This is a genomic window from Domibacillus iocasae (assembly GCF_001750285.1).
GTDB classification, from domain to species: domain Bacteria; phylum Bacillota; class Bacilli; order Bacillales; family Domibacillaceae; genus Domibacillus; species Domibacillus iocasae.
Genome location: NZ_MAMP01000012.1, coordinates 380,815 through 402,511 on the forward strand (window position 1 = coordinate 380,815; position 21,697 = coordinate 402,511).

The 21,697-nt window shown below is 36.8% G+C and carries 34 protein-coding genes; 14 read left to right on the forward strand and 20 right to left on the reverse strand.

Features of this window, described 5'->3' with window-relative positions; genetic code table 11:
* Window positions 1–10: 10 nt before the first annotated feature.
* Window positions 11–181, forward strand: coding sequence for a DUF8096 family protein (locus tag BA724_RS19285; protein WP_483782938.1), 171 nt, complete (start codon window positions 11–13; stop codon window positions 179–181).
* Between the two features lie 64 nt (window positions 182–245).
* Here the strand turns inward: BA724_RS19285 and BA724_RS18555 are convergent, their stop codons facing one another.
* Window positions 246–404, reverse strand: coding sequence for a hypothetical protein (locus tag BA724_RS18555; RefSeq protein WP_169818516.1), 159 nt, complete (start codon window positions 402–404; stop codon window positions 246–248).
* Window positions 405–495: 91 nt separating this feature from the next.
* Here BA724_RS18555 and BA724_RS18560 point away from each other — a divergent pair, with 91 nt between their 5' ends.
* Window positions 496–861 carry a 4-fold beta flower protein gene (locus BA724_RS18560; protein WP_069937820.1) on the forward strand — a complete coding sequence of 122 codons (366 nt, stop codon included), beginning with the start codon at window positions 496–498 and terminating at the stop codon, window positions 859–861.
* 101 nt (window positions 862–962) lie between these two features.
* Here BA724_RS18560 and BA724_RS06405 read toward each other — a convergent pair whose 3' ends face one another.
* The 5 genes from BA724_RS06405 to BA724_RS06425 form a co-directional block, all read right to left on the reverse strand.
* On the reverse strand, window positions 963–1,427 hold the full coding sequence (locus BA724_RS06405; protein ID WP_069937821.1) for a hypothetical protein: 465 nt from the start codon (window positions 1,425–1,427) through the stop codon (window positions 963–965).
* Window positions 1,428–1,446: 19 nt separating this feature from the next.
* Window positions 1,447–1,905 (reverse strand): hypothetical protein, encoded by a 459-nt coding sequence (locus BA724_RS06410; protein WP_069937822.1) that lies wholly within the window; start codon window positions 1,903–1,905, stop codon window positions 1,447–1,449.
* 106 nt (window positions 1,906–2,011) lie between these two features.
* Window positions 2,012–2,506 carry a sigma factor-like helix-turn-helix DNA-binding protein gene (locus BA724_RS06415; protein ID WP_069937823.1) on the reverse strand — a complete coding sequence of 165 codons (495 nt, stop codon included), beginning with the start codon at window positions 2,504–2,506 and terminating at the stop codon, window positions 2,012–2,014.
* 104 nt (window positions 2,507–2,610) lie between these two features.
* Window positions 2,611–3,324, reverse strand: coding sequence for a hypothetical protein (locus BA724_RS06420; RefSeq protein ID WP_069937824.1), 714 nt, complete (start codon window positions 3,322–3,324; stop codon window positions 2,611–2,613).
* Window positions 3,321–3,515, reverse strand: a complete 195-nt coding sequence (locus BA724_RS06425) for an XtrA/YqaO family protein (protein WP_069937825.1) — start codon at window positions 3,513–3,515, stop codon at window positions 3,321–3,323. Before BA724_RS06425 ends, BA724_RS06420 begins: the two co-directional genes overlap by 4 nt.
* A gap of 201 nt (window positions 3,516–3,716) precedes the next feature.
* Here BA724_RS06425 and BA724_RS17925 point away from each other — a divergent pair, with 201 nt between their 5' ends.
* Window positions 3,717–3,884: an aspartyl-phosphate phosphatase Spo0E family protein gene (locus BA724_RS17925; RefSeq protein WP_083256106.1), complete on the forward strand. Its 168-nt coding sequence runs from the start codon at window positions 3,717–3,719 to the stop codon at window positions 3,882–3,884.
* 272 nt (window positions 3,885–4,156) lie between these two features.
* Here the strand turns inward: BA724_RS17925 and BA724_RS06430 are convergent, their stop codons facing one another.
* Both BA724_RS06430 and BA724_RS06435 read right to left on the reverse strand, forming a co-directional pair.
* On the reverse strand, window positions 4,157–4,435 hold the full coding sequence (locus tag BA724_RS06430; protein ID WP_069937826.1) for a hypothetical protein: 279 nt from the start codon (window positions 4,433–4,435) through the stop codon (window positions 4,157–4,159).
* Complete coding sequence (locus tag BA724_RS06435; protein WP_069937827.1) at window positions 4,414–4,707, reverse strand: hypothetical protein; 294 nt, start codon at window positions 4,705–4,707, stop codon at window positions 4,414–4,416. The genes BA724_RS06430 and BA724_RS06435 overlap by 22 nt, the downstream gene beginning before the upstream one ends.
* A 135-nt stretch (window positions 4,708–4,842) precedes the next feature.
* On the opposite strand from BA724_RS06435, the gene BA724_RS18565 reads away from it, so the two are divergent.
* Window positions 4,843–5,013: a hypothetical protein gene (locus BA724_RS18565; RefSeq protein WP_169818517.1), complete on the forward strand. Its 171-nt coding sequence runs from the start codon at window positions 4,843–4,845 to the stop codon at window positions 5,011–5,013.
* A 79-nt stretch (window positions 5,014–5,092) separates the two neighbouring features.
* Entirely contained in the window at window positions 5,093–5,335 is a 243-nt protein-coding gene (locus BA724_RS06440) for a hypothetical protein (RefSeq protein WP_069937828.1), read from the forward strand.
* Window positions 5,336–5,430: 95 nt separating this feature from the next.
* Here the strand turns inward: BA724_RS06440 and BA724_RS06445 are convergent, their stop codons facing one another.
* The gene (locus BA724_RS06445; RefSeq protein WP_069937829.1) at window positions 5,431–5,652 is read right to left on the reverse strand and encodes a hypothetical protein; all 222 of its coding nucleotides are present in this window, start codon (window positions 5,650–5,652) and stop codon (window positions 5,431–5,433) included.
* A gap of 142 nt (window positions 5,653–5,794) precedes the next feature.
* Between BA724_RS06445 and BA724_RS06450 the strand changes: the two genes are divergently transcribed.
* Together BA724_RS06450 and BA724_RS06455 are read left to right on the forward strand one after the other, a co-directional pair.
* Window positions 5,795–6,013 (forward strand): hypothetical protein, encoded by a 219-nt coding sequence (locus tag BA724_RS06450; RefSeq protein ID WP_069937830.1) that lies wholly within the window; start codon window positions 5,795–5,797, stop codon window positions 6,011–6,013.
* A 300-nt stretch (window positions 6,014–6,313) separates the two neighbouring features.
* The gene (locus BA724_RS06455) at window positions 6,314–7,153 is read left to right on the forward strand and encodes an STAS domain-containing protein (RefSeq protein ID WP_069937831.1); all 840 of its coding nucleotides are present in this window, start codon (window positions 6,314–6,316) and stop codon (window positions 7,151–7,153) included.
* A gap of 161 nt (window positions 7,154–7,314) precedes the next feature.
* On the opposite strand, the gene BA724_RS06460 is transcribed toward BA724_RS06455, so the two are convergent.
* The 10 genes from BA724_RS06460 to BA724_RS06505 all read right to left on the reverse strand — a co-directional run bounded on the left by BA724_RS06460 (window position 7,315) and on the right by BA724_RS06505 (window position 13,782).
* Complete coding sequence (locus BA724_RS06460) at window positions 7,315–7,527, reverse strand: hypothetical protein (protein ID WP_069937832.1); 213 nt, start codon at window positions 7,525–7,527, stop codon at window positions 7,315–7,317.
* Window positions 7,520–8,362, reverse strand: coding sequence for an ATP-binding protein (locus tag BA724_RS06465; protein WP_069937833.1), 843 nt, complete (start codon window positions 8,360–8,362; stop codon window positions 7,520–7,522). Before BA724_RS06465 ends, BA724_RS06460 begins: the two co-directional genes overlap by 8 nt.
* The gene (locus BA724_RS06470) at window positions 8,346–9,353 is read right to left on the reverse strand and encodes a replication protein (protein WP_069937834.1); all 1,008 of its coding nucleotides are present in this window, start codon (window positions 9,351–9,353) and stop codon (window positions 8,346–8,348) included. Before BA724_RS06470 ends, BA724_RS06465 begins: the two co-directional genes overlap by 17 nt.
* Before the next feature lie 171 nt (window positions 9,354–9,524).
* Window positions 9,525–10,427 carry a recombinase RecT gene (locus BA724_RS06475; protein ID WP_083256107.1) on the reverse strand — a complete coding sequence of 301 codons (903 nt, stop codon included), beginning with the start codon at window positions 10,425–10,427 and terminating at the stop codon, window positions 9,525–9,527.
* A 14-nt stretch (window positions 10,428–10,441) separates the two neighbouring features.
* A complete protein-coding gene (locus BA724_RS06480; protein WP_069937878.1) occupies window positions 10,442–11,401 on the reverse strand; it encodes a YqaJ viral recombinase family nuclease in 960 nt (319 codons plus the stop codon).
* A gap of 110 nt (window positions 11,402–11,511) precedes the next feature.
* Window positions 11,512–11,730 carry a YqaI family protein gene (locus BA724_RS06485; protein ID WP_069937835.1) on the reverse strand — a complete coding sequence of 73 codons (219 nt, stop codon included), beginning with the start codon at window positions 11,728–11,730 and terminating at the stop codon, window positions 11,512–11,514.
* A gap of 390 nt (window positions 11,731–12,120) precedes the next feature.
* Window positions 12,121–12,660, reverse strand: a complete 540-nt coding sequence (locus BA724_RS06490) for a helix-turn-helix domain-containing protein (RefSeq protein ID WP_245676161.1) — start codon at window positions 12,658–12,660, stop codon at window positions 12,121–12,123.
* A gap of 54 nt (window positions 12,661–12,714) precedes the next feature.
* Entirely contained in the window at window positions 12,715–13,041 is a 327-nt protein-coding gene (locus tag BA724_RS06495; RefSeq protein ID WP_069937837.1) for a hypothetical protein, read from the reverse strand.
* A 26-nt stretch (window positions 13,042–13,067) separates the two neighbouring features.
* Window positions 13,068–13,340: a helix-turn-helix transcriptional regulator gene (locus BA724_RS06500; protein WP_069937838.1), complete on the reverse strand. Its 273-nt coding sequence runs from the start codon at window positions 13,338–13,340 to the stop codon at window positions 13,068–13,070.
* Between the two features lie 175 nt (window positions 13,341–13,515).
* Window positions 13,516–13,782, reverse strand: coding sequence for a helix-turn-helix domain-containing protein (locus BA724_RS06505; RefSeq protein ID WP_069937839.1), 267 nt, complete (start codon window positions 13,780–13,782; stop codon window positions 13,516–13,518).
* 143 nt (window positions 13,783–13,925) lie between these two features.
* Between BA724_RS06505 and BA724_RS06510 the strand changes: the two genes are divergently transcribed.
* Window positions 13,926–14,294 carry a helix-turn-helix domain-containing protein gene (locus tag BA724_RS06510; RefSeq protein ID WP_069937840.1) on the forward strand — a complete coding sequence of 123 codons (369 nt, stop codon included), beginning with the start codon at window positions 13,926–13,928 and terminating at the stop codon, window positions 14,292–14,294.
* A gap of 63 nt (window positions 14,295–14,357) precedes the next feature.
* Window positions 14,358–14,858, forward strand: coding sequence for a hypothetical protein (locus BA724_RS06515; RefSeq protein WP_069937841.1), 501 nt, complete (start codon window positions 14,358–14,360; stop codon window positions 14,856–14,858).
* Window positions 14,859–15,104: 246 nt separating this feature from the next.
* Here the strand turns inward: BA724_RS06515 and BA724_RS06520 are convergent, their stop codons facing one another.
* Complete coding sequence (locus tag BA724_RS06520) at window positions 15,105–17,708, reverse strand: HD domain-containing protein (RefSeq protein WP_069937842.1); 2,604 nt, start codon at window positions 17,706–17,708, stop codon at window positions 15,105–15,107.
* Between the two features lie 323 nt (window positions 17,709–18,031).
* Here BA724_RS06520 and BA724_RS06525 point away from each other — a divergent pair, with 323 nt between their 5' ends.
* The 5 genes from BA724_RS06525 to BA724_RS06545 all read left to right on the forward strand — a co-directional run bounded on the left by BA724_RS06525 (window position 18,032) and on the right by BA724_RS06545 (window position 21,482).
* Window positions 18,032–18,220: a hypothetical protein gene (locus BA724_RS06525; RefSeq protein ID WP_069937843.1), complete on the forward strand. Its 189-nt coding sequence runs from the start codon at window positions 18,032–18,034 to the stop codon at window positions 18,218–18,220.
* 19 nt (window positions 18,221–18,239) lie between these two features.
* Window positions 18,240–18,785 carry a hypothetical protein gene (locus tag BA724_RS06530; protein ID WP_069937844.1) on the forward strand — a complete coding sequence of 182 codons (546 nt, stop codon included), beginning with the start codon at window positions 18,240–18,242 and terminating at the stop codon, window positions 18,783–18,785.
* A 12-nt stretch (window positions 18,786–18,797) separates the two neighbouring features.
* Entirely contained in the window at window positions 18,798–19,028 is a 231-nt protein-coding gene (locus BA724_RS06535) for an ABC-three component system middle component 6 (protein WP_069937845.1), read from the forward strand.
* Window positions 19,009–20,673, forward strand: coding sequence for a hypothetical protein (locus tag BA724_RS06540; protein ID WP_141719884.1), 1,665 nt, complete (start codon window positions 19,009–19,011; stop codon window positions 20,671–20,673). Before BA724_RS06535 ends, BA724_RS06540 begins: the two co-directional genes overlap by 20 nt.
* Before the next feature lie 308 nt (window positions 20,674–20,981).
* Window positions 20,982–21,482 carry an ImmA/IrrE family metallo-endopeptidase gene (locus tag BA724_RS06545; protein WP_069937847.1) on the forward strand — a complete coding sequence of 167 codons (501 nt, stop codon included), beginning with the start codon at window positions 20,982–20,984 and terminating at the stop codon, window positions 21,480–21,482.
* Window positions 21,483–21,697 lie beyond the last annotated feature (215 nt).

Consider the following 21,697-nt stretch of genomic DNA (forward strand, 5'->3'; position numbering starts at 1 on the left):
AGGTGACAAAATGGAAACTGAACAGAAAATTGATTTAAATGTGACATACAACATTTTAGAATACCCGGACATCAAAAGCGGCCGTTGCGATAATTGCGATAACGCTCAATTTAAGAGCTCGATTAAAAATGCTATTTTTTTACGCGAGTGCCGTAAGTGTGGAATGAAGAAAATAATTTAACCCCGCCAACTGGCAGGGGTTTTGTTTTTTAGCAAAGAAAAAAGCATCACAACGGGTGCCTTGCTTACAATTTCTTTTTCAAATCATCCACTGTCTTTTCCAGTCTATCTTTCGTATCTTTCCTGTTTTGATTATCGGCTAATTGATCAACTTTAGCATTTAACTTTTTTAGCTCTTCAAGAATTTCTCTTAGAACAGGACCATTCATTTCGGATATACCCATATTTCCACCCCCTTTTTCCTAACATTTCTACATTCATAGAGGAAAAACCTCTTTAATTAGCGAATATTGTAAGAAAAGGGGGGTGAAAATTTTGGAAGAAACAACTTTTTATAATAACCGAGGCAAACCCGTCGCTTATACTCAAGATGAAACTTATATTTATCTGTTCTCTGGAAAACCAGTTGGATATTTTGATCAGGATTCCATCTTTTCTTTTTCAGGCAAACATCTTGGTCGTTATAATAATGGTTGGGTTAGAGATAATAGTGGAAAATGTGTGTTTTTTACCGTTAATGCATCTGGCTCAGGTCCTGCTAAACCCGCTAAATCAGCCAAACCGGCAAAAGGCGCTAAATCAGCTAAGCCTGCTAAAGGAGCTAAGCAAGCACGCCCTGCAAGACCAGCTAATAGTCTGAGCTGGTCTAGTTTATCTTTCGAATGGTTCTTCAATCAGTAAATAAAAAGCACTACCTTAAAGAGGTAGTGCTTTTTTAATGCTATTGATTTGTCTTTCTCATATATACGTCATCTGTACGACAAAAAATTCTTATTATTGTTTTAAGCATACAAGTCAATAATATGTTCTTTATATTCAGCCTTTGGTAAAGTACCGTCCTTCTTGAATTCAAATTCTAACTTTATCACTATTTCTTCGCCAGTTTTTTCCCGTAATTTATTTAACAGTTCTATGTGTGAGTCTAAATTTTGCTTAAATCTTCTAATTGAATTCCAAATAATCCGTAATGCTACACGCCTGTTTGAATTAATCTCTTTTTTTAATTTCTCTTTTTGGTTTTTTGAAATTTTAGCACCACGATTAATGCTATGAATGTATTCGGATCTATGTTTGATTATTTCGCTGTAAGCATGGATTGGAAAAACAATTTGTAAAATCACTACATTTAATAAGCGTCTAAAAAGAAACTTGGTTTTGGAGTAATAAAAAATCCTTAATAAAAGACCCAGAAAAATGGAGATAGTAAACGCAACGAATAGAATTTTAAAATCATGATTAGTTAGCATTTAGTTCACCCTTTCTTTTTTAAGCAGTCTTTTCCTTGGATTCGCTCCAAATTTTAGGGGCACTTCTTACTCCGTAATTAAATATTTCTATACCTAATAGTACAATTATAGCCACAAAACTATAAAACACATAATTTTTCGCACTAAAAGGTTCAATCATACTTGTTAAAAAGTTATTTGTATTTCCGGATAACATGTATCCATCTTTTCCGTTTTCAAGTATTAGAAAGTTAAAAAAGCCTGCAGCATCTACACAAGCAAATAGCACAGATAAAACAATACCCATGCATCCGATTATTCTTTCCAACCCTAGATTATAATATGCTACATTTGAATAATCAATGATGAGCATAAGAAAAAAGACTAGCCTTGAAGCAAAAAATATTTTTGTTTCAAGTTCTGTACTAGGCTGAAAATTAATCAAAAAAAGGTTTGCGCCAATTAGTACGGCTCTGAAAAGAGTAAGGAAAAATTTCATTTTTTATCCACCTATTGGAAATCTTATACTTCATCATACAATAATACCTAATTTGACCTATAGTTGTAAATACCCTTTTTTAAATCCGTACAAACGAAATGTTTTTTTATGAAACTAAAAAAAGGCTGCCGTTTTTTCTAACTTCAATTTTCTGCTCTGCTCGTTCTAAGTACGTCTGGACAGATGACTTAGTAAGCCCTAATAATTCTGCCGTATACTCGAATGTGATTCCTTCCGCTTTAATCAATGTAAATACATCTTTTTCCCTCGTTGTTAAATCCCCAAGCACATCATCCAGCAACCATTTCTCATCAGCTGTCAGCTTTCTTTCTTCGCTGGCCACAATTCGATTCGGAACAACAGCTTCAATCAGTTTCGGATCCAACGTATAAGCCCCTGTCCGATCAGCCCCGCGTCTTGCATCCGGATTCCGGCCGGACACCATCCACTGAATAGCAAATTCCACTTCGCTGATCATGCTGTTAATGAGCGTCTTATCCTGGAGGTCCTGTTCCAACAATTCCGGTTTGGCTTCGATGGCTGCCTTCACTTCCTTCAGCGCTCGTAATGATTGTTTGTATTCGTAAATGAGTGTCCGCATGTTTATTCCCCATTTCTTTTTATTAAGCAAATAAAAAAGGACACCAAACAGCGCACGATTTTTCGTGTCTGTTCAGTGTCCTTCAGATGGCTGAGAGAACTATTCTATTGTTTCTTTTTGATTAAATGCTTTCTTTTTATGTCCCCTTTTCCTCCTACTGTAGAATCGAAAAAATATAGGGCGCAATAAATCAAAGCAACTATGGTGGTCAAATAAAAAATAATTATTCTAAATGTGGAAGAAAAAATTTCATTGTCCTTATCTACTATTACGTCTGCAAGAGCTACTAGCGCGATGAGCGCTAATATTATACAAATATATTCAAAAACTTCTTTCAATAAAAAAAGTATATTTCCAGGAAGGCTAATCCATCGATTAATTGTTTTTTTCTTTATCCACCAATTCAAATCTTTGGAACTCACCATCAGTTTTTCCCAATAATGTTTTTCAACTTGTTTTGTCAAATAAAAGAATTCATCTATCAGTTCTTTATTAGAGATACTCCCTTCTCTTATTTTTATGGATAATTCATGAAAGTTACTAATCAGTTTATCATCGTACAGTTTGTAAATCTCATCATTATTTGAATAGAATAAAATAAACTTCTTAACCTTTTTAACGTTATACTTATTTACATTTGTAATTAGTAACGCTTCTTTATACATCTTTGCAATAAGGCTATCCATACTGTCTTCAACCATTAAAGAAAACTTTTTTCCTCTCTCGCTTAGTTTTCCTAAAGAAAAAGCCAGCATTGCAGAAATAACGGCCACAATAATAGGTATATATTCTTTAATGTTTATAAAAGCATCTGTCAAAAATCTTCCCCCTCTTCCCGTCTCATCCGCTTCACCTTGCCCTGATGCGTGACAATCTTGTATTCCCCATGCGGAGGCAGCTCTCTGATCTTGACCTTCCCGTCACAGACCACCAAAACACATGTACTTGGTATTTCCATTATATCCAATTCTAGCTTCATTGTGGATATATCAATCTCGTATTCTCTCATAGTCGAGGAGCCCCCAGTCTGTTAAAATAGAATTGCGAGTAATATTGAAACAGGCCGGGGACATGTTCTCGGTTTTTTTCTTTTGTCACAGAAAATTTACAATTTCAGAAAATAATTACAAATTACGAGGTAAAACCCTTAATTTTTACATATTTATGTTTTATACTCTTTTAAAACCCTTTACAGGCTAGGGAGGATCACATGGAGCAAAGCCAATTAATTTCTACTAGTCTAGATTCACAAATTAACGATCTTCGATTTCAGATGATTATTGCTGGGCAGCAACATGGCCTTAGTAGCCCTGAAACCTTACGATACAGCGAAGAATTGGATAAGCTAATTCTTGAATTTCAACTACAATATAGATAATTGAAACTTGTGATCAATCTTTCTGGGCTTTTGTGAATAATTTTTTTATCAAGTGGTACATACTAGTACTGTCAGTTTAAAACCCTACTTCTTCAACTCGACAGCCTTTCTGCAGTCAGAGCCCCCGCCTGGCTGTTTTTTGTTTTTCAAGAAGTCCATATTCTTATGTTTTTTTGCTTATTGGTAATAAGTAGTATAGACTTGGTTCATCAAGCTGTAATTACACCCCTGTTGTTGCAGGTTGATCGCTCGGGAGCATTTGCTTCTGGGTGTTAATTGAATCCCCACTGCTTCTTCGCCATTTCCAAGCGTTCCGGCGTTAAATCCTGATACTTCGCTAAAATGTGTTCATCACTTAATCCTTTTTCCATAAACCGCATGTATTGTGCTTTACTCAAATTTCCGTTCGAATTAACTGTGCGCTTTGGCCGCTCCTGCTTCTTCATGTTTCGTAAATAAGCAGGCAATTTTGATTCAAACTTTTCTGCGCAATAGGCTTTTACTTCTTCTGGCGTCCACTGCTGCTCAATTACTGCTCCATGGTATGCCATTTTTGTTTTCCTCCCGTCAGTTCTTCAAAACATTCCTTATTCTTCGTAAGAAGCGCCAGATCAATAAGCACTGTTTTGTCCTGATACTCATTAAGCAAATTATCTGCTGGTTGCAGACGGTATGATTCAAACAGCGCACGAGTTGGCACCAGCCATTTCAGTTCACCATCTTTGACACTGGCCACTCTCTTTATTTCCACTTGACCCCCGTAGAGGGTAATTGTTGTGATATAGCCGATTACAATATCATCACCTACTGCGACAGAGCCCACTCTCCTTCCAACATGGCTGCCATCCCTTTAATTACATTTTTTTTCGTTACATAATCTAACAAAAAATGTTTGTTTTTATTAAAACCGGGTAAAATATCAATTCAAAGATTTCAAAAATAAGGAGGTTTTCTAAAGATGCTACCAATTGAACTTTTCGGATGGATCATATCATTTCTTTTAATGGTCAGCTTTATTGGTTCATTAGTGTTCGTATCAAGAAAGCCCACATTGTTTTCGAAATCGGAATACGATTCACCGCAAAATAATAATCAAAATCCCGAACGAAAAGGTAAACAATTTTATTAAAGCGCTTATAGCGCTTTTATTTCGTCTTCATATTCCATTATTAAGCTAAAGAATACTTACATCTAGGAGTGACATCACAATGGATTTTGACACCATCAAAGACAAACTTGAAGCTCTTTGTTGCTACAATAATATTCGTATTACCTATTCATTCGATAAGGACAAACACCCTTATTTAAAGGCACAATGCAAAAATGGTACAGAAACAATACAGGTAAGGATTCTCTCCAATAATGAATTAATCGAATTTGATTCAATTGAAAAAGCAGCTTCTGCCATAGAAATGCTACTTCAGACTGAACCTCTTGAAGACATCTCCTAAAATGACACAGCACCAGATTTATTCAGCCAAGTACCAATTGCTTGGCTGTTTTCCACCGAAAACACAACTTCTTTTATCCTTCAGGCTCACCCCTTTTAAAATGGTTTCATTTGTTCAAAAAACGCTGGTTCTTCTTGCTTATCAAAAATGTCCTCTTCAATGACTTGATCTGATACGGTTTCTATATTTTCGATTTTGGTCTCCAGCTCTATTAAGTCGAAATGTTCAAACCAGTGAACCGGATAACAGGCAAGCACCCTTTTTAAATCGTCTGTTTCGTAAACATCAACGAGCAGTTCATACCCATATTCCAGCATCTCAAGCACTCCTTTATGACGTGATATGGACGTACTGTTTAGCAGTCTCATGATTGTGGTACATTTACTACTAAATACATTCATTGGATTTCTTTCGACTTTTTTTAGTCCCTTTCCTCTGGTGAGAAAGGAGGAAAATGAAATGTCCTTTGAGAGTATAAAGATGTTGTTAGAGTTTATGCAGCATCATAGGAGTACTGAAATCATTTATACTTTCAAAAATAACAACCATCCTGTAGCTATAGTTAGTTTGAAAAACATTGGTATAATACAAATTATATTTTCTCAACTGCCACATGAAATCAGCTACTACCATGATGCAGATGAAGCTGCATCTGTTATCGACAAACTAATAAATTAAAAGTTTTTTATACTAACTCCTTTGAAATTTCAGAGGAGTTTTTTAATTGCACAGTTTCGGTCATCTGCTGCTCAATTCTCACATTCCAATTCTTCATAGAAATAAGTGGATTTTTTGTTATCTACAGCATCTCTTAAATCATAATCAGCGTAATAAAATCCCATAGGTTCTTTGCACTTGGCACATGGAAAAGTCAATATTGGCAAATTCTTTCCTCGTTCACAATTTCGTTCTAATGTTGAGTATTAATTTTTTTTATTGTGGTAAAATTATTTAGAAACGGTTAGGAGGCAGTTCTATTTGAGTGTATATTTAAACGATCAGTATGTTGTTGACATCTCGAACAAAATATTGAGTCTGCGGGACCAGTTGATTAAGGAAAAAGCTAATCTGGACAGCAATCAAGTCCATGCAAACATTGAAAAGCATTTAAAAAGCTGGCGTAAAAATCTTGTTGAAATTTACGCTTATTCTATTTCAAGAGATATGGACGCCACATTCAGTATTTTGAGGGAATGGGGAGACGAAGCTGTCGATACTCTGGTGAATCTGAATCTGCCCCTGGATATTGCGCTTGATGAAGTGCGGGATTATCGGAACCTAATCGGTCTTATCATTAAAGATGAAGCCATTAAATACGATTTATCCTTTGATCAATTTTATGAGATCCTTTCACGGTTTGGTGCCGTGGTGGACCGGGCTGTTCACTGGCTTAGCATGTCTTATACAAGAAAATTCCTTACCCGTATCAATGCTGCAGAAGCAGTCGCTCTGGAATTATCAATACCTGTCATTAAAGTAGCTGAGACTGTCGGCGTTCTTCCTTTAATAGGAGACATTGACACGAAAAGAGCACAGGAACTAATGGATAAAGCCATGGCAAAAAGCAGTGAATTGTCTTTAGAATATATCGTTATAGACTTATCAGGCGTTCCCATCATCGATACCATGGTAGCAGATCGAATATTCAAAGTTATAAACGGTCTTTCTCTTTTAGGGATTAAAGCATTACTGACAGGGATCAGACCCGAGATTGCCCAAACCATGATTAACTTAGGCGTCAATGTCAACACTTCAGATATCCCCGTCTATTCCTCTCTGCAAAAAGCTTTGAAAAGTTTACGAGTGGAGAGCCTTTGATTTTCTGAATCAAAAGGTAATTTACAAGCACGAGTGAAGAGTTGTCTTTCACTCGTGTTTTTGCTTTTAGACGAACTGTTGAGTAACTAGCTACTGTCGTACTCAAGACTGTACCAGTTTTTTTATAGTGAGTTTTCAACACTTCAAAACTTCTGAACGGTTCATGCCGCATCACCGCCTGTTTTTTCTTCCGCTTCAAGCCGAGCCTCTGCTTCTTCCAAGTGCTTTTTAAAAGCCGCGTCTTTTGCCTGCTGCTCTATTTCGCTTAATGGCTTATGCCCTGGCTTCGGCTGAAACATGTACATGCCTGATCCCTGATATGTTACTTGGCGTACACTGCTGCTTTGTAAAATGATTGCATCTTGATTAGCCATGCTTTCTCAGCCTCCAGTCCTGACCTTCTGCATCCATCAGGAATTTATATTTTTCATCACTGCACTGCCCGATTAGCCGGCTGGCGGCTGCATACCCGATCTTGTCTGCCAATGTGCCTCGGTCTTCGTTGCTGTTAAAAATAATCGGCATCTGCTTGCGGTACCGTTCATTAATGATTTGGTAATACATCGTTTCCCGCGCTTCCGTCCAGCTTGATTTACCGATGTCATCCCAGATCAGCACATCTGCATCGAGTGCCGGCCCGAGAACCCGGTTCAGCTGTTCACCCTCGTCGCCTGCCCGTTTTGCCTGCATCAGCTCGTTAATGAAAACTGCATCTGAGACAACCAGCACCCGGAAGCCTTCTTTCAGTAACAGCTTTGAAATCGCAATTTGCAGGTGTGTTTTGCCAATACCAAAATTGTTATGTTGGTTCTTGATTCCAGCCCGATCAGCAGCCGGTAATTCTTTTAACCGCTGTTCACCCACTGAAGCAATAAGACCGAAATTATACGATGGAATGATCTTTTTCTTACGGCCTTCATTGTCGGTACCGATACGGAATAAATTCACATAATCAAGCGCCATCTTTTTCATGTCCAGCTGATATCTCGCGTTTGTGGCATAGTTTTCAAAATTCGCTTTCTGGAACTCGTCTGGGATCATCGACTGCTTAAAGCGGCGCTTCCATGCCTTCTGATCCTTGCATTCGCAAAAAGTGGCGAAATCCTGCAGAACCTCTTTTCCATTTTGCATCACCGGTCTTTTACGAAAAATCAATTCTGTGTCTTTACAGATCGGGCATTCATATTGCGCATCATCCGCCCCAGGCATTTCGAGCGGCTTCGATGTCTCGGAAGAGCTGCTCTTTTGATTTGCCTTTGCTTGCAGATCCGCCATTACGTCCGCGATACTGGTGAATCGGGGTTGTTCCGGTTTCGCCATGTGGGTTCCGCTCCTTTTCTTGATTTTCAATGTGCCGGTCTAATAAAATCGGCAGGCAGTAACCAAAGCTATTAATCTTGTCCCTAGAATGTTTAGGGTGATATTCCGCGAATATTTGTTCAAGCCATTCAAGCGTTTTGTTAACATCAATATCATGAGCAATTAGCTCCAAAATGTAATTCCGATCTTTCGTGTTAACATCAAATCCACCTATGTTGGCCAGAGTCATATATCGATCACGTATCTGCATATAAGCGTTTGAAGAGTTGCCTGGTATTTGCCCCACACTTCCAGTGGACAGCTGAGCATTTTCGGTTGTAGGCACCCCGCCAGTTGGTTCTTCGTGCGCGTTATTAGCAGCAGTATTGTATTTAATATTGTTTTTAATCTTTCTTTTATGGGTGGCGGATTGCCCACTAGCACTAGGGGGTATTTCGCCACTACTACTAGGGGGCATTTCGCCACTACTACTAGGGGGCATTTCGCCACTACTACTAGGGGGCATTTCGCCACTAGTGTCATCTTGACCACTAGTAGGCAAAACGCCACTACCTTTATAATTTTTGACGGTCCACTCTTCATAGTTTTTATTAAAAGAAACAATTTTTGTTTTTGTAGTAGACCCTGGATTCATCTCCAGAATCACTTTATTCTGAATAAGTGTTTTTAACGCTTCACTTACTCGTTTACGCTCCAGATGTGTGACAGACTCGATGTACGAAAGAGAAAACTCGCATTCTTTTCGGTTCCATCCGTATGTGTTCCGCCACAAGGCCATCAGCAGCTTATATTGATTTTGCGTAAATTGAAAATGCTGAATCACATCCAGAATCTCGTTGGCAATCTTGGTGTATCCGTGCTCCAGCTGGACATCCGCCACCTGCTCACCCCTCCTCTCGTTCTCTCTTTTTCATTACAGCTTTCTTCTTTATTTTTACGAGCTCCAGATGTGGGTGAGAGCTTTTAAAGTAGCTCCTCACCCATCTGATGTACTCATCGTTGCTTTTGGACATTTGCCGGATAAATGACGGGATATCCATTTCGAATTCCATTACTGCTTGCCGAATGGAAGATCATCTTCAGCAATATCAATCGTTTCAAAATCAATATCTTTAGCCGATGGCTTTTTCGTTTCTTTCTTTGGTTCCGGTTCTGCTGGCGGCGTTTTCTCCGGCAGATCAATTAATTCATGCTGCACATCAATTACTTCACTCATATCTGATGCAATTTCTTTCTTGATTGTTGAATCAGCTTCAACGGTCTTCTGAAACTCAATCGATTTTGGAGCGTATTTTAAAACTTCCTTCAATACTGTTTTCTTGGCCATCGCGTCATAATTCGTTTTCCAAGGGCTTGTCCAGCCTTTTTGCACCGCCTGGCTGAATTTATTGGCATGCTGATCGATGCGTTCCCGGGTCCAGTAGACGAAATCAAAGCCGCCATTCTGCAAGTGATAAACCGCATAGTAGCCAATGGGTTCACCTTCTGGAATACTGGCTGGTACATGTTTTAAATCCTTGTACAGACCGTATTCAAATGTTAATTCGTCATTTCCATAAACTTCGTGGGCGTAAATTGCCTTGTATTGTCCGCTTCGTACGGCTAAATCGATTAAGCCTTTATAAGAAAGCTGGAACTGTACCTGCTTGCCATAGGGAATTAAGTACGCCTGACCAAGTCCTGTATTTGGCTCAACACCCAGCTGAGCGGACTGCATGATCGCCGCAAGAAAGGACATTTGATCGCATTCCAGAAGCTTTGGCGTGGTCCGTACAGCCGTTAAAGCAATGCGTGCCATACGGTCGGCATCCATGTGTTTCGGAAGAGCCCGTTGAATCTCGGGCCCCATTCGTTTTAATAAGCCGTTCAATGACTGTTCTGGTGAGACCTGTTTCGCTGGCGCGTTCTGCTGTTTCTTTGCCAGCTCGTTTTTGATCGTGTTATTTGTTGCCACGGTAAAACCCCCAGTTATTTAATTTTGAAAGGACGGGATGTGCTTTGCTTGACGTACGCTTCGTAAATGTCCGGCTGCTCTTTTTTGAGCCGTGTTGAATCAATTCGGTTCGCTACCTGCGCTTTCCACGTGATCTTTTGTTCACCGAGAAAGGCTGTTTCGTTTTCCTGCATGGCCCCTTTGAGGACGTTCTGGCATTCGGTCATTTTCAGCTCGAGTTCTTTCTTTTCCGCTTCCAGCGCTTTATAGGAATCGATGTACACCTGCAGGTCGGACGTTAATTCAATCGTGCTGTCCGGCGCATGCTGCGGGTACATGGCTTTTAATAAGTCACTGGATGCAACGGATCCATCGAACGGCGGTGGATTATTCGCTAAGACGTGATTTTCCCAAAACTCTTTTTCGATGTTAATGAGATAGTCGATCAGCTCTTCATCACGCTCGATTCGCTTATGGATGAACTTGTTTCCGCCAACCAGTACTGCAATCCACCACGCTTCATATCCGGTCACAGCCATATAATGCTGGCATTGGAGTAAGTAAGACGCTGGGATCTCATCGCCTTCCCACTCACCTTTCAGAAATTCGGATGCTGTTTTGCATTCAAGCCCTTCTTTTTTACCGGCAATCAGCCGGTCCACATTTGCATAAATGAAGTCGTATTCTGGATGCTTTAAGATCGCGTTCCGACGCCGCACCTTCAAGCCTGTACGACGGGCAAACTCCTGGGCGACCAGATCCTCATTCAGTGCGCCGAAGTACGCTGCTTCACTTCCTTCCTCAAATCCGCCTTGTTCATTCACAGTAAAGATTTCTTCTGATTCAATTTGATTCGTTTTTTCCAGATATACTTTCATCGGTGAGCTATACTTGTTAACGCCGGCAATGGCCGCACAATCACTGCCTCCAATACCGTTACGTCTCTCCATAAGCCAGTCGTGCTGTGATAAATCAGTCGTTGAAATGGCGTTCATGTTCTTTGCCAAATTCTTCACTCCCTTGATTCAGTTTTGATTGTGCAGTACACTATTCATAAGAAATATTTTTTAAAACAGTCGACTCCTACTCGCGATAGGAGTCTTTTTCATGCTTCAGCCTGCTTTTCTAATGCGTCCAGGTGCTGAACCGCATATTCAGCAAGATTTTGTTCCAATACAACTGAGCCATCTTTCATAATGAAATAGATGTCGTTGCTCATAATCTCGTCTCCGAAAATGTCTTCCACCGGATAGTCAGATTCACGCTCTTGAAAATGCTCTGGAAAGCCCGTCCGTTCAATTTTCTGGATAAGTGGATGATCCATTTTTTTACCTTCTTTCTGATAGTTAATGTTCTCCTATAGGCATCGAAATGAGATTAGAAGAAAATTTTTCGACATATATCGACAAATACTTAGTGCATATCGATTAACAACGTGATATGATGTATCCATACATAAGTAACGTTCGCTCCGATATTTTTATCAGCGGGCGTTATTTTTTTGGTCTTTTTTATATCGATCCCACACAGGCCGTGTCACCCAGGCCATTGACCAAATACTGATTCCCATGATTGTTAACAGAATTGTTTGTGCTGCATCAAACACCCAGTACATGACGCTTCTTCACCACTTTCGCTTTTATTCCTTGCTGGTTAAGTTGCTTTACTATCACTTGGTATGGCTTGCGTCGCTTCCTTGGCTTGTCCTTTTTCTTCATGCTTGCCCTTCAATGATCTGTTCCTGGTTCACATAGCCCCGTGCTATCAGCTTGTTGTAATGCTTTTGCCAAATACCGAGATAGCTGATTTCTGCCTCTTCACAAACCACTGCTAGAAAATGTTCAATTCCTGTTATGACATCAACCAGCTGTACAAGTGTCTCTTCTAAATCCTGCCGGTCAAAGGATGGGATAAAAGATAAATGATTGGACATACAGCATTTTTCTAAAAAGCTTTTTGCTTCCTCCAATTCTTCAAGCAGCTTCTCTTTTGTGCTGGACCTGTGCAGATCCACTTTCTTTCCTTCTAGCCGTACAGGTCCTGTTCGCGTATATTCGTGACGGACAGCCATTGCGAGCCAAGGATCATCTTTCTTTCCAACGATGCTCCTTGATATGTCGGGCGGCAGTTTTGCCCTGCCGTTTTCGTAAGCAGAGATCGTTTCCCTTGAAACATTTTCTTCGATTGATAGCTGCAACTGTGTCTGTGTGCCACGCGCTTCTTTTAGTGCGCGGCCAATATTACCTTTTACCACTGACTTTTCCCCCTTCATTTACCAATCTTTTGTATGAGGCATGGTAAAATATAGTTACATAGCATCTTTGAAAAACTTACTATTTTCTTTGACCCAGCGAGTATTGTTGTCTATCCACTCAAACAGCTGGTGAGTCGGGATAAGTATTCCTGCTTCCCGAAAAACCGGAAAATCTGCTCGGTGCATTAATTCAGTTGCTTTGGTTTCACCGATCTGCAGCACTTCTCTTAGCTGTTTTTTTGTTAGCATTGGAGGCAGCTGGCCTCGGCTATCCAGTTTTGCTTCCAACCGTTTTAGGACGGTTGAAGTAATCTGTTCCGAAATTCTGTCTGATAATTTATCAGCAATTGTGTTTAGAACCGCTTCATCGAATTGAATCATTTTTTCACCGTCCTCTATTTTTCATTTCAGTAATCAGGAAATAAGATTTCATAAGGTAAATCAAAAAGCATTTCAAGTCCAAGAGAGATGTCAGCACTCGGTTTCACTCTCCCGTTTTCAATATGTGAGATCATTGCGATTGAAACGTTAAGTTTGGCAGCTACATCCGATTGCTTCATCTTTCGTTTCTTACGCTCTGAAATAAGACGATCCAGCTTTGCGCTCTTAACATTGCTGAATTCCTGGCTGGGTGTTTTAGCTTGTTTCTTGCGTTTTGCTTTTGGTTTAGCGACTGGCATTTAAATCACCACCTTATCGTGATATGTCGTTATTTCTGAAAGTCGTCGACAAAGCTCCCTTTGTTTTCTATTAAGAACATTAAATTCTCAAATGGGAACAATGTTTTGACAGCAAATTTCGCCGTTTGTGGAAGGTGAGGCCTGAAGCGCCTCTATTCTTGATCACCACCTTTCTTTAACTGACCTCTTTTTCACATCGCGAATCGCGATTTTTATAATTAAAAAAAAGTTCTTCAATAGAAACACCTAAAATTTCTGCGAGCAATGGTATTTTTTCTGCATCCAAACCTTTCTTTCCACGCTCGAATTCACTAATCATTGAAGAAGATTTGTAACCCAGCTTTTTAGCAACATGGCTAATTTTTATACCTTTGCTAATCCGTATTTCACGGACACGTTTTCCCAGCTTTAAATTATTTATTTTCTCCACCTCCTTTGACATTGTTCGCGTATCGCGATTTATAACTCAATAATAACTTCTCAATTTGAGATTGTCAATGAAAAAAATCACATTTCGAGATTTTTTATTCTCGAATCGAGAATTACTGTTAAAATGTTTTTGAAGATGTGTGTAGGAGGGTAGTTATGAGCGAGATACTCGGTAAAAATTTAAAATTACTCAGAGAAAAACTTGGGTACGCACAAAAAGATATCGCTGCAAAAATTGGCGTAAAACCCAATACTCTTTCTGGTTACGAATCTGGTTCTCGAACGCCCGATCCGGATACCATGGTAAAACTAGCCGAGATTTATGAAGTTTCACTGGATTACCTTCTTGGCAGAACGGATGCCTCTAAAAATGAAATCGATGACAAGAAAGAAATGATGGAATTTTTCAACAATCCAAGGCTCAATCTTTTCTTTAAAGAAATGGCCGATTCACCCGAGGAACAGCTTGAAGAATTACAAGAATTCTGGGAGATCATCAAAAAACGAGGATTAAATAAAAAATAACACGCTACGGCGTGTATTTATTTTGGTTTCACGCAAGTACTGAAATGTGGGATGTGAATAATTGTGAGAAAACAAAGGAAGGAAACCATCTACCTTTCCGTATTGCTTCTGGCAGCCATTACTTGCTTAGTACTACTTCTGAATCAATTTTTGATAAATAATCATGCTCCTGCCGAAGAAGAACAACAAGTGACTACGGAAGAGAAAACAGCAGCACCCAAGGAAGAGAAAGAACCGGCCGCCAGTCAAACTGAAAAAGTAAGTAAAAAGGAACCGGAAGAAAAAGTCGAGACTGACGAAAATCAGGAAGGGTATGTATCCGAGTGGTTTAAACAGTCCAATTCATCGGAAAGTGAAGAAGTTCCTGTTTCTTCCCAGGATGAAGCGACTGATCACGGTAAAGCGGAGAAAACCAATAAAGAAGCTGCTGAGCCAGATAACAATGAGCCGAACAAGGATACAATTGAAAACCAATCAAATAAAGAGGTTGTTGAGGATCAACCAGTAGAAGCGCCTATCCCTCCTACACAACCTGAACAGCCTTCTTTCTCATTAGATAGATAAAAAAAGAAGCACCCCATCAGTTGGAGGAAATGCGTCAGATTTGAGAGATCATCAAAAAACGAGGGTTAAATAAAAAATAACACGCTGCGGTGTATGTTTATTTATATTGAAAGTAGTTTTAGGATATCTTTGTACTATTTGATCAGATAAACTTTTTTTAAAAAATCAACCTGTCAGCTGACAGGTTGATTTTTTAATTACTTTCAAACTCAGTTCATCTTACTTATTTTTATTCTAACCAATTTATTATAAATACTTCTCCTTTATACTTTCTAGTAGTAGAAATTGACCGTTTGGATACTCTGATTGAATAAAACTCTTAATTAAATTTTCCTCTACCTTAGACAAATCATTATTTTGCATAAAATTAATTAAAGGCAACATTGCTAAAGCGTCACTCAGAATTTTTTTGGATTCCTTTCTTAGATCACTTCTAGTTAATGTTGGTTCAATTATTTTATTTATTACATTAACTTTTATTTCGCCTATATGAATATTACTTGATTTTTTATGTGTTTCTAAAGCCCAGTTATCGACTAGAACGTTTCTCAAATAAAGCGTTTCTGCTCGATCCTCTATTTCTGGCACCTCATGAAATAGATGGTTACGACTACTAAATTCATCAATAAGCAGGAGTTTTCTTGCCTTGCAATCTGCATGTAATCTAATTTCTCCTTTTCTTACTACTATTTTCTTATAAATTTCTTCAATATCTAATTCTAAAATTTGCTTTTTCAATAATGGTGGTATGTCATTGAAAATTAATCCTGCATCAGAAAGGTTTCTATCCAACACCTCTTCAGCAAGAGAAAGAATCTTGTGTCCATCTGTGAAATAACTTGTCATTTTAAGTTCTTTTGATACATCAATGCCTAAAAGTATTATTATTTTTTTTGTAGAATCATCGAAAGGCTTAAGAAGTTTTAGTCTATTTTCTTTTGCTATTTGTTCTAAGTATTCATCAGTTAAAAGTGAAACTTCAAGATAAGAAATTTTATTCAACACAGGATTATAAATTTTATCCATATCTATTTCAGCTGTATTAATTTGATAGATATTCTCTCCATCAAAATACATACATTTATCCCCAAACAAGGAATTCATGTCATCCTGTATAACCAGCGAATTATTTTCAACCTCAATAAAACCCTCTGTATGCTGTAAGTAATCAGAAATATTTAAATGGTTGTTTTCTGAACTTTTAAGAAATACATTTTCAATAGTTTCTCTTTGCTCCCTTTTCCTATCAATTATTTCTAGCCTAGTATTATTGGTAACAAAGTACTCTTTGATGAAATTACAAAGTTCACTAAAGCTGTTATTAAATATTTCCATAAACGATTTATAATCTAAAGATATTTTTGTACCATTAAAGCTCACATTTTCGTTTTCATCTAAACAAACGAATTCACTATCTTTGGTTAAAAGAATTTTATACTTTTCTTTATTTTTAAAATACCTTGTCTCTACTTCTACATTGTCGGACAGCATAAAGCAAGCTAAAAAACCTATACCAAAATTCCCGATCGGAGTGTAATTTAATCCCTTAAGTAAATAGTCGTCTGAAGAATAGTAGGACTTACCAATTCTTAAAAAATAATTTCGAATAGTATCTATGGACATTCCTACCCCATTGTCCTCAACGGTCACCATATTTTCATCTTCGTCCATAATAATTTTTATTACTGGTTTATATTCATCCTCACCAAATTTTCTTGTAGTATCATCTAAACTTTTTCGCATATTACATGCATCTATGGAATTTTGTATTAATTCTCTAAGGCCATGTTTTTTATTATTATATAGATTCTCACCTATTAATAATTTCGAAACAGCTGAATATTCAATATTAAGCTGAAGGTCAGAGAAACTAAAACCGTTTGATCTTATATTATTTTCCACAGGATACTTTAAGTTTAATCGGTATTTGTTGTCAAATGTATCAGTAATTATATTAGCACTGTTAATTTCTTTATTTATCCAATGAATATAATCAAGCACTTTTCTATGTATACCGACATCCGCACAGCTACCCATTAAATATATTTTCTTTTGGGTTCTTTCATCATTGAATTTAATTTTATCTCTATTATCAATAATAAAATGTTTTTCCCACTCTTCTTTACTAAAACCTTTAGGACTAATAATTCTATATAGCTCAGCTGGAGTTCTTTGGCTGTCAAAATCTAGAATGTCACCTAGTCTCAGTAATAAAGCACAATATTGAGGATTAAAAGAATATCTTCCTTTTTCCTCATACTTAGGTAAGTTTCTTGTAACCCACTCCACACTTTCATTATGACTTTCGCAAATTAAAGCAACACTTTCAACAAAGTTAGTGGTAGATTGTGACGGTATAAATAATTGGTCATTAAATAAGCTCTTTACTAGTACTGCAGAACGCCTTGCATGGTTTTCGCGAATGAAATGCTGTAATGCTGCATCTTCATCTCCCTGGTGCCTTTGTAATAACGCTTCAAAGTTTATTTCTGAATAGGAATAGTTATTTTTCTTAATCTCTTGAATCTCATCTGTTGAACAATACATTCCTGTGTCATGAAGTAAAGCAGAACAAATCAGTACAGTTATCTCTAAATCCGTTAACTTTTCAACATCATCTATTAGCTTGTACATATAATCAATAATTCTTATAGAATGATTAATATCATGTAGAGTGTACCCAGGAAAAATATTAGGAATCATACTTAAATGTTGCTCAGCTCTGCTTGCAATCATTTTAACTGTTCCGACAAACTCACTATTCTTTTTTTCTAAATATCGAAACAAAGCTGGTGGATTTAATTCAAATTTACTTTGGTTATCTTTAGCTACCCCTATTTCTGAACTCATAAAACGGTCTCCTTCCTTTTCAAGGAAATTTCGCCTTTAAATAGTAGCATTCTTAATACTTTTTATATACTACAAAGAACGATACCTAATCCGATTATATATTTAGAAAAAAATAAATGATATGACATTTTTTGTCGGATTTTGTCGATCGAAGTTACTAGTATTCTAGGTGTTATTGCAGGATAATAGAAGTAATTGTCTAAATAATTTGATTTTATTTAAAGTGGAGTTTTATAAAAATAAAATTGTGTAGTAAGTATTTTCCTGCTTTTTAGGTAGTTGTTTTATATATACAAATTTAAAATTTGAAAGAAGGAAAAATAATGGAAACTACATCATTAATCTTAAGTATTGCTGCCTCAATAGGAACAATTGCCTCAATAATTTGGAATCTTAAATTAAGTAATGAAATAAAATCTCTAAAACAAATTAAAGGCGATGGCAATATCCAATCTACTGGCGGTAATAACAATATTAATAACACAGGTAGCAATTCAACGTTTAAACGTTAAGTTAAGGACGTGAATACTTATGGTCAAAGGTAAGGGCAGTATCGAAAACCAAGGGAATCACAATTTAAACAATTCCGGAGATGGAAATACTTTTGAAACACATTACCACTATAGTCAACCCAAAGGCTTAAATCGTTCTTATTTATATGATTTCTGTATGAAATTCGCAGAAATCGAAGATGATTTGGAAAGTTACAGCACAGAGTTTACTACTGGGATTGATGAAAAAATGAATTATAATGAAATTATCTTTTATAAGGATATTTTCCTGGAATGTGATCATTACTATGATGATGTTGATTTAATATTGGCTGAAATACCACAACGAACACGTATACTTTCGTCAATCAAAAAACATTACGGAAGAATGAAAAGATATGAAAAATGGAATGATAAAGACGACTTGTGTGAATTAGTATATAATTGCTTGTATGCCATTTTAATAGCAGATCGTAACTCAGCTAATATTATTCATGAGGATGCAGAAACCGCTATTCACTCGATTATGTACTATGCCCTCGTAAAATGTAAGTTGCTCGACCCAATACCAAAGGTTACTTCGTAGAAAGGTGATTGTATGTTGATAGATAAAGATTCCAAACCAAAAGACACAATTCTATATTTATCAGCTCAATTACTTGCTACTTTAAAGAAACATGGGCAAGTTAAGCTAGCACTCATTGAAGAGCTCTACGAGGAAATCGATGAAAAACAACCATTGTTTAAATATAACCTTGCTTTAAATTTTCTATTTTTAATTAATAAGGTAAAAATAGAAGGAGGTGATCTTGTCTATGTACCTAAATAGATTAAGGATTTTTGAGAGTGTCGGTGAAACCAAAGAAATTAGGAATATACCTTTTAAGAGCAGCTTAAATATCGTTGTTGATGATACCGAAGACGGCAAAGGTAATAATGTAGGAAAAACGACTTTTTTAAAGCTGATCGATATTTGTCTTGGAGCTAAGGATAAAAAGTATATTTGGACCGATAATGATACTGGTAGTGAAACTAGCAACTTAAAAAATTACATCAATGAGAAAAAAGTATGTGCAGAACTAGAAGTTGCCAAGAACGATTTAGTATACATTCTTAAAGTGGAGTTGTATGAAAAAGGAAAACGATATATTAACAATAAAGCTTATACTCTCCCAGCTTACATAGATAAATTGAATGAAATTTTCTTTTCTATTGAAAAGCCACCTTCTTTTAGACAGTTAATCGGAAAATTTGTTCGGATCAAACAAAAAGAAGATGCAAATACTTTCTTGAAATATCTGCATAGTACTACAACCAATGCAGAGTATAAAAATATTTATGATTTTCTGTTTAAATTGTCCTCTATAGAAGCAAGCGCCGAAAAATTAGTGCTTGATCAAGAAATTGGTCAATTAGAGAAAGATTTACTTAAAATTGTTAAACTTCATAAATTCTCAAATATTGATGATATAAAAGAGCGGGCAAGAATAGTAAGAAATACGGTTTTATCTCTTGAAAAAAAATTTAATTCTATCATTAATATGCGTAAATACAAAGAAAACTTGGAAAGTATTCCACAGATAAAAAATCGGATCAATAATCTTAATGACTCCATTGAAGGAGCCCTTTTTAAAATCTCAAAAATAGAAAAAATCTTATCAAAAGAAACTAAAGATACCGAAAGTATTGATGAGTCATTGCTGTTAGATTTCTATAATGATGTTAAGCACTCGCTTGGAAGCGTCCCAAAACAATTTGATGAGTTAGTTGATTTTAATAACCGTATCAAAGAAAACAAAATAAGTTATTATCAAGAGCGGCTACAAAAAATTAGTACGGACGTAGATAAAATGGTTAAGCTCAGAGACAGTATCTTACAGGAAAATAAAGATATCATCAGTCTAATTAGTGAAGAAAATTTTAGTGAGTTTGAACGCACTCATAAAGAATTAATCGAACAAAGTGAACAACTCGGTGAACTAACCAAAGTTCAGGAAATTTATGAAGAACTTACAGAAGAGCTACGCCTAAAAAAAGCACGATATACAGATATCAGTACTGATGCTGATTCACTGGACAACTTATCTAAATTTAATGAATACTTAACGCAATACAGTTATGAGATTTTTGGCCAGCGTTTATATTTGTCGAGAGGAAACCCTTTCCCGTTAAAACTTTCTAATGTTGACGATGGTATCGGTACAGGTCACCGAAAAACCATTACTTTACTTTTAGATATTGCCTACGTATCTTTTATTAATGAGCTAGGATTAGACTATCCGAAATTTTTTATCCACGATGTCATTGAAACGGTTGATGAACACAATCTTCGCAAGATTGTTGAATTTATTAATGAAAACGACAGTCAGTTTATCTTCGCTGTTTTAAATGAAAAAATTGGGGATTATTCTTTCATAAAAGAAACAGATATAATTTTAAGGCTCTCTGAAGAAGATAAGTTATTTAAGGTGTAACTTTAATTTACTTTTCTTCCTCCCCTATCTTTCTTAAGACAGGGTTTTATCTACCCCGAAAAGAACATATGTTTTTGAAAAAGTGATAAATCCTATTACGAATTCAAAGCGAAAATATTTCAAAGATGGCTGGGCTTGCGAACGATAAATAAAAAATTTCTATCCTTCTCCTACCTGTTCCTTTTTGAGACAGGTTTTTTCTTTTATTGACAATTATCTACTTTTTTCTTTTCTTTTTGGTATGTTTTGTTATATACTCAAAAGAACATACATTCCCATAAATGTAAATTGGAAAAGAGGCATCCCTTATGACATATGTGAAATCCCATCTGGAAGACTTTATTGAGAATTTATACACAAACATTTCGATTACTTCTCCTGAGCAGCTAGATATAGAGCTGATTGCCAGGAGACTCAATATAGAGGTGGGATATAGTCATAACAAAAGCAAGTGTGCAGAGATCGGCGGTATTATGATGATTCTGCTAAATGAAAATGTATCGAGAACTGAACAATGGCAGGAGTTCGCTCATGAAGTTTGTCACTTGCTGCGCCACACCGGCAATCAAACAGAGCTGCCCTTTCCTTTCGTTCAGCTGCAAGAGTGGCAGGCAAATACTTTTGCTCTTCATTTTTGCATTCCTACTTTTATGCTCCAAAAACTCGACTTGCCCTTCCATAAGCAGTTGGCTATTACTGAGGTTGTCCAAACGTTTGGTGTTGAATATTCGTTCGCCGAAGAACGGCTGGAACTTTATGAGATTCAAATGATGGGAGTTAAATACGGGCATACCCCTTCTCTTTTATGAGATGGGGTTTTAGTTTAAAATTTGGCTTTGTTAAACGATAATGTTGATTTTTGAATAAAGCAAAAAGGACCTCATAAGAGCTCCTTTTTTTAAATCCTTATTGAACTAAACCAGCTAATAGGGTGTCAAGATTTTTCAATAAAAATACTGTAAACAAAAAGCTATACTAAAAATGTTCATACCAAATAACCTTCCTCATTCATATTGGAAGGTAT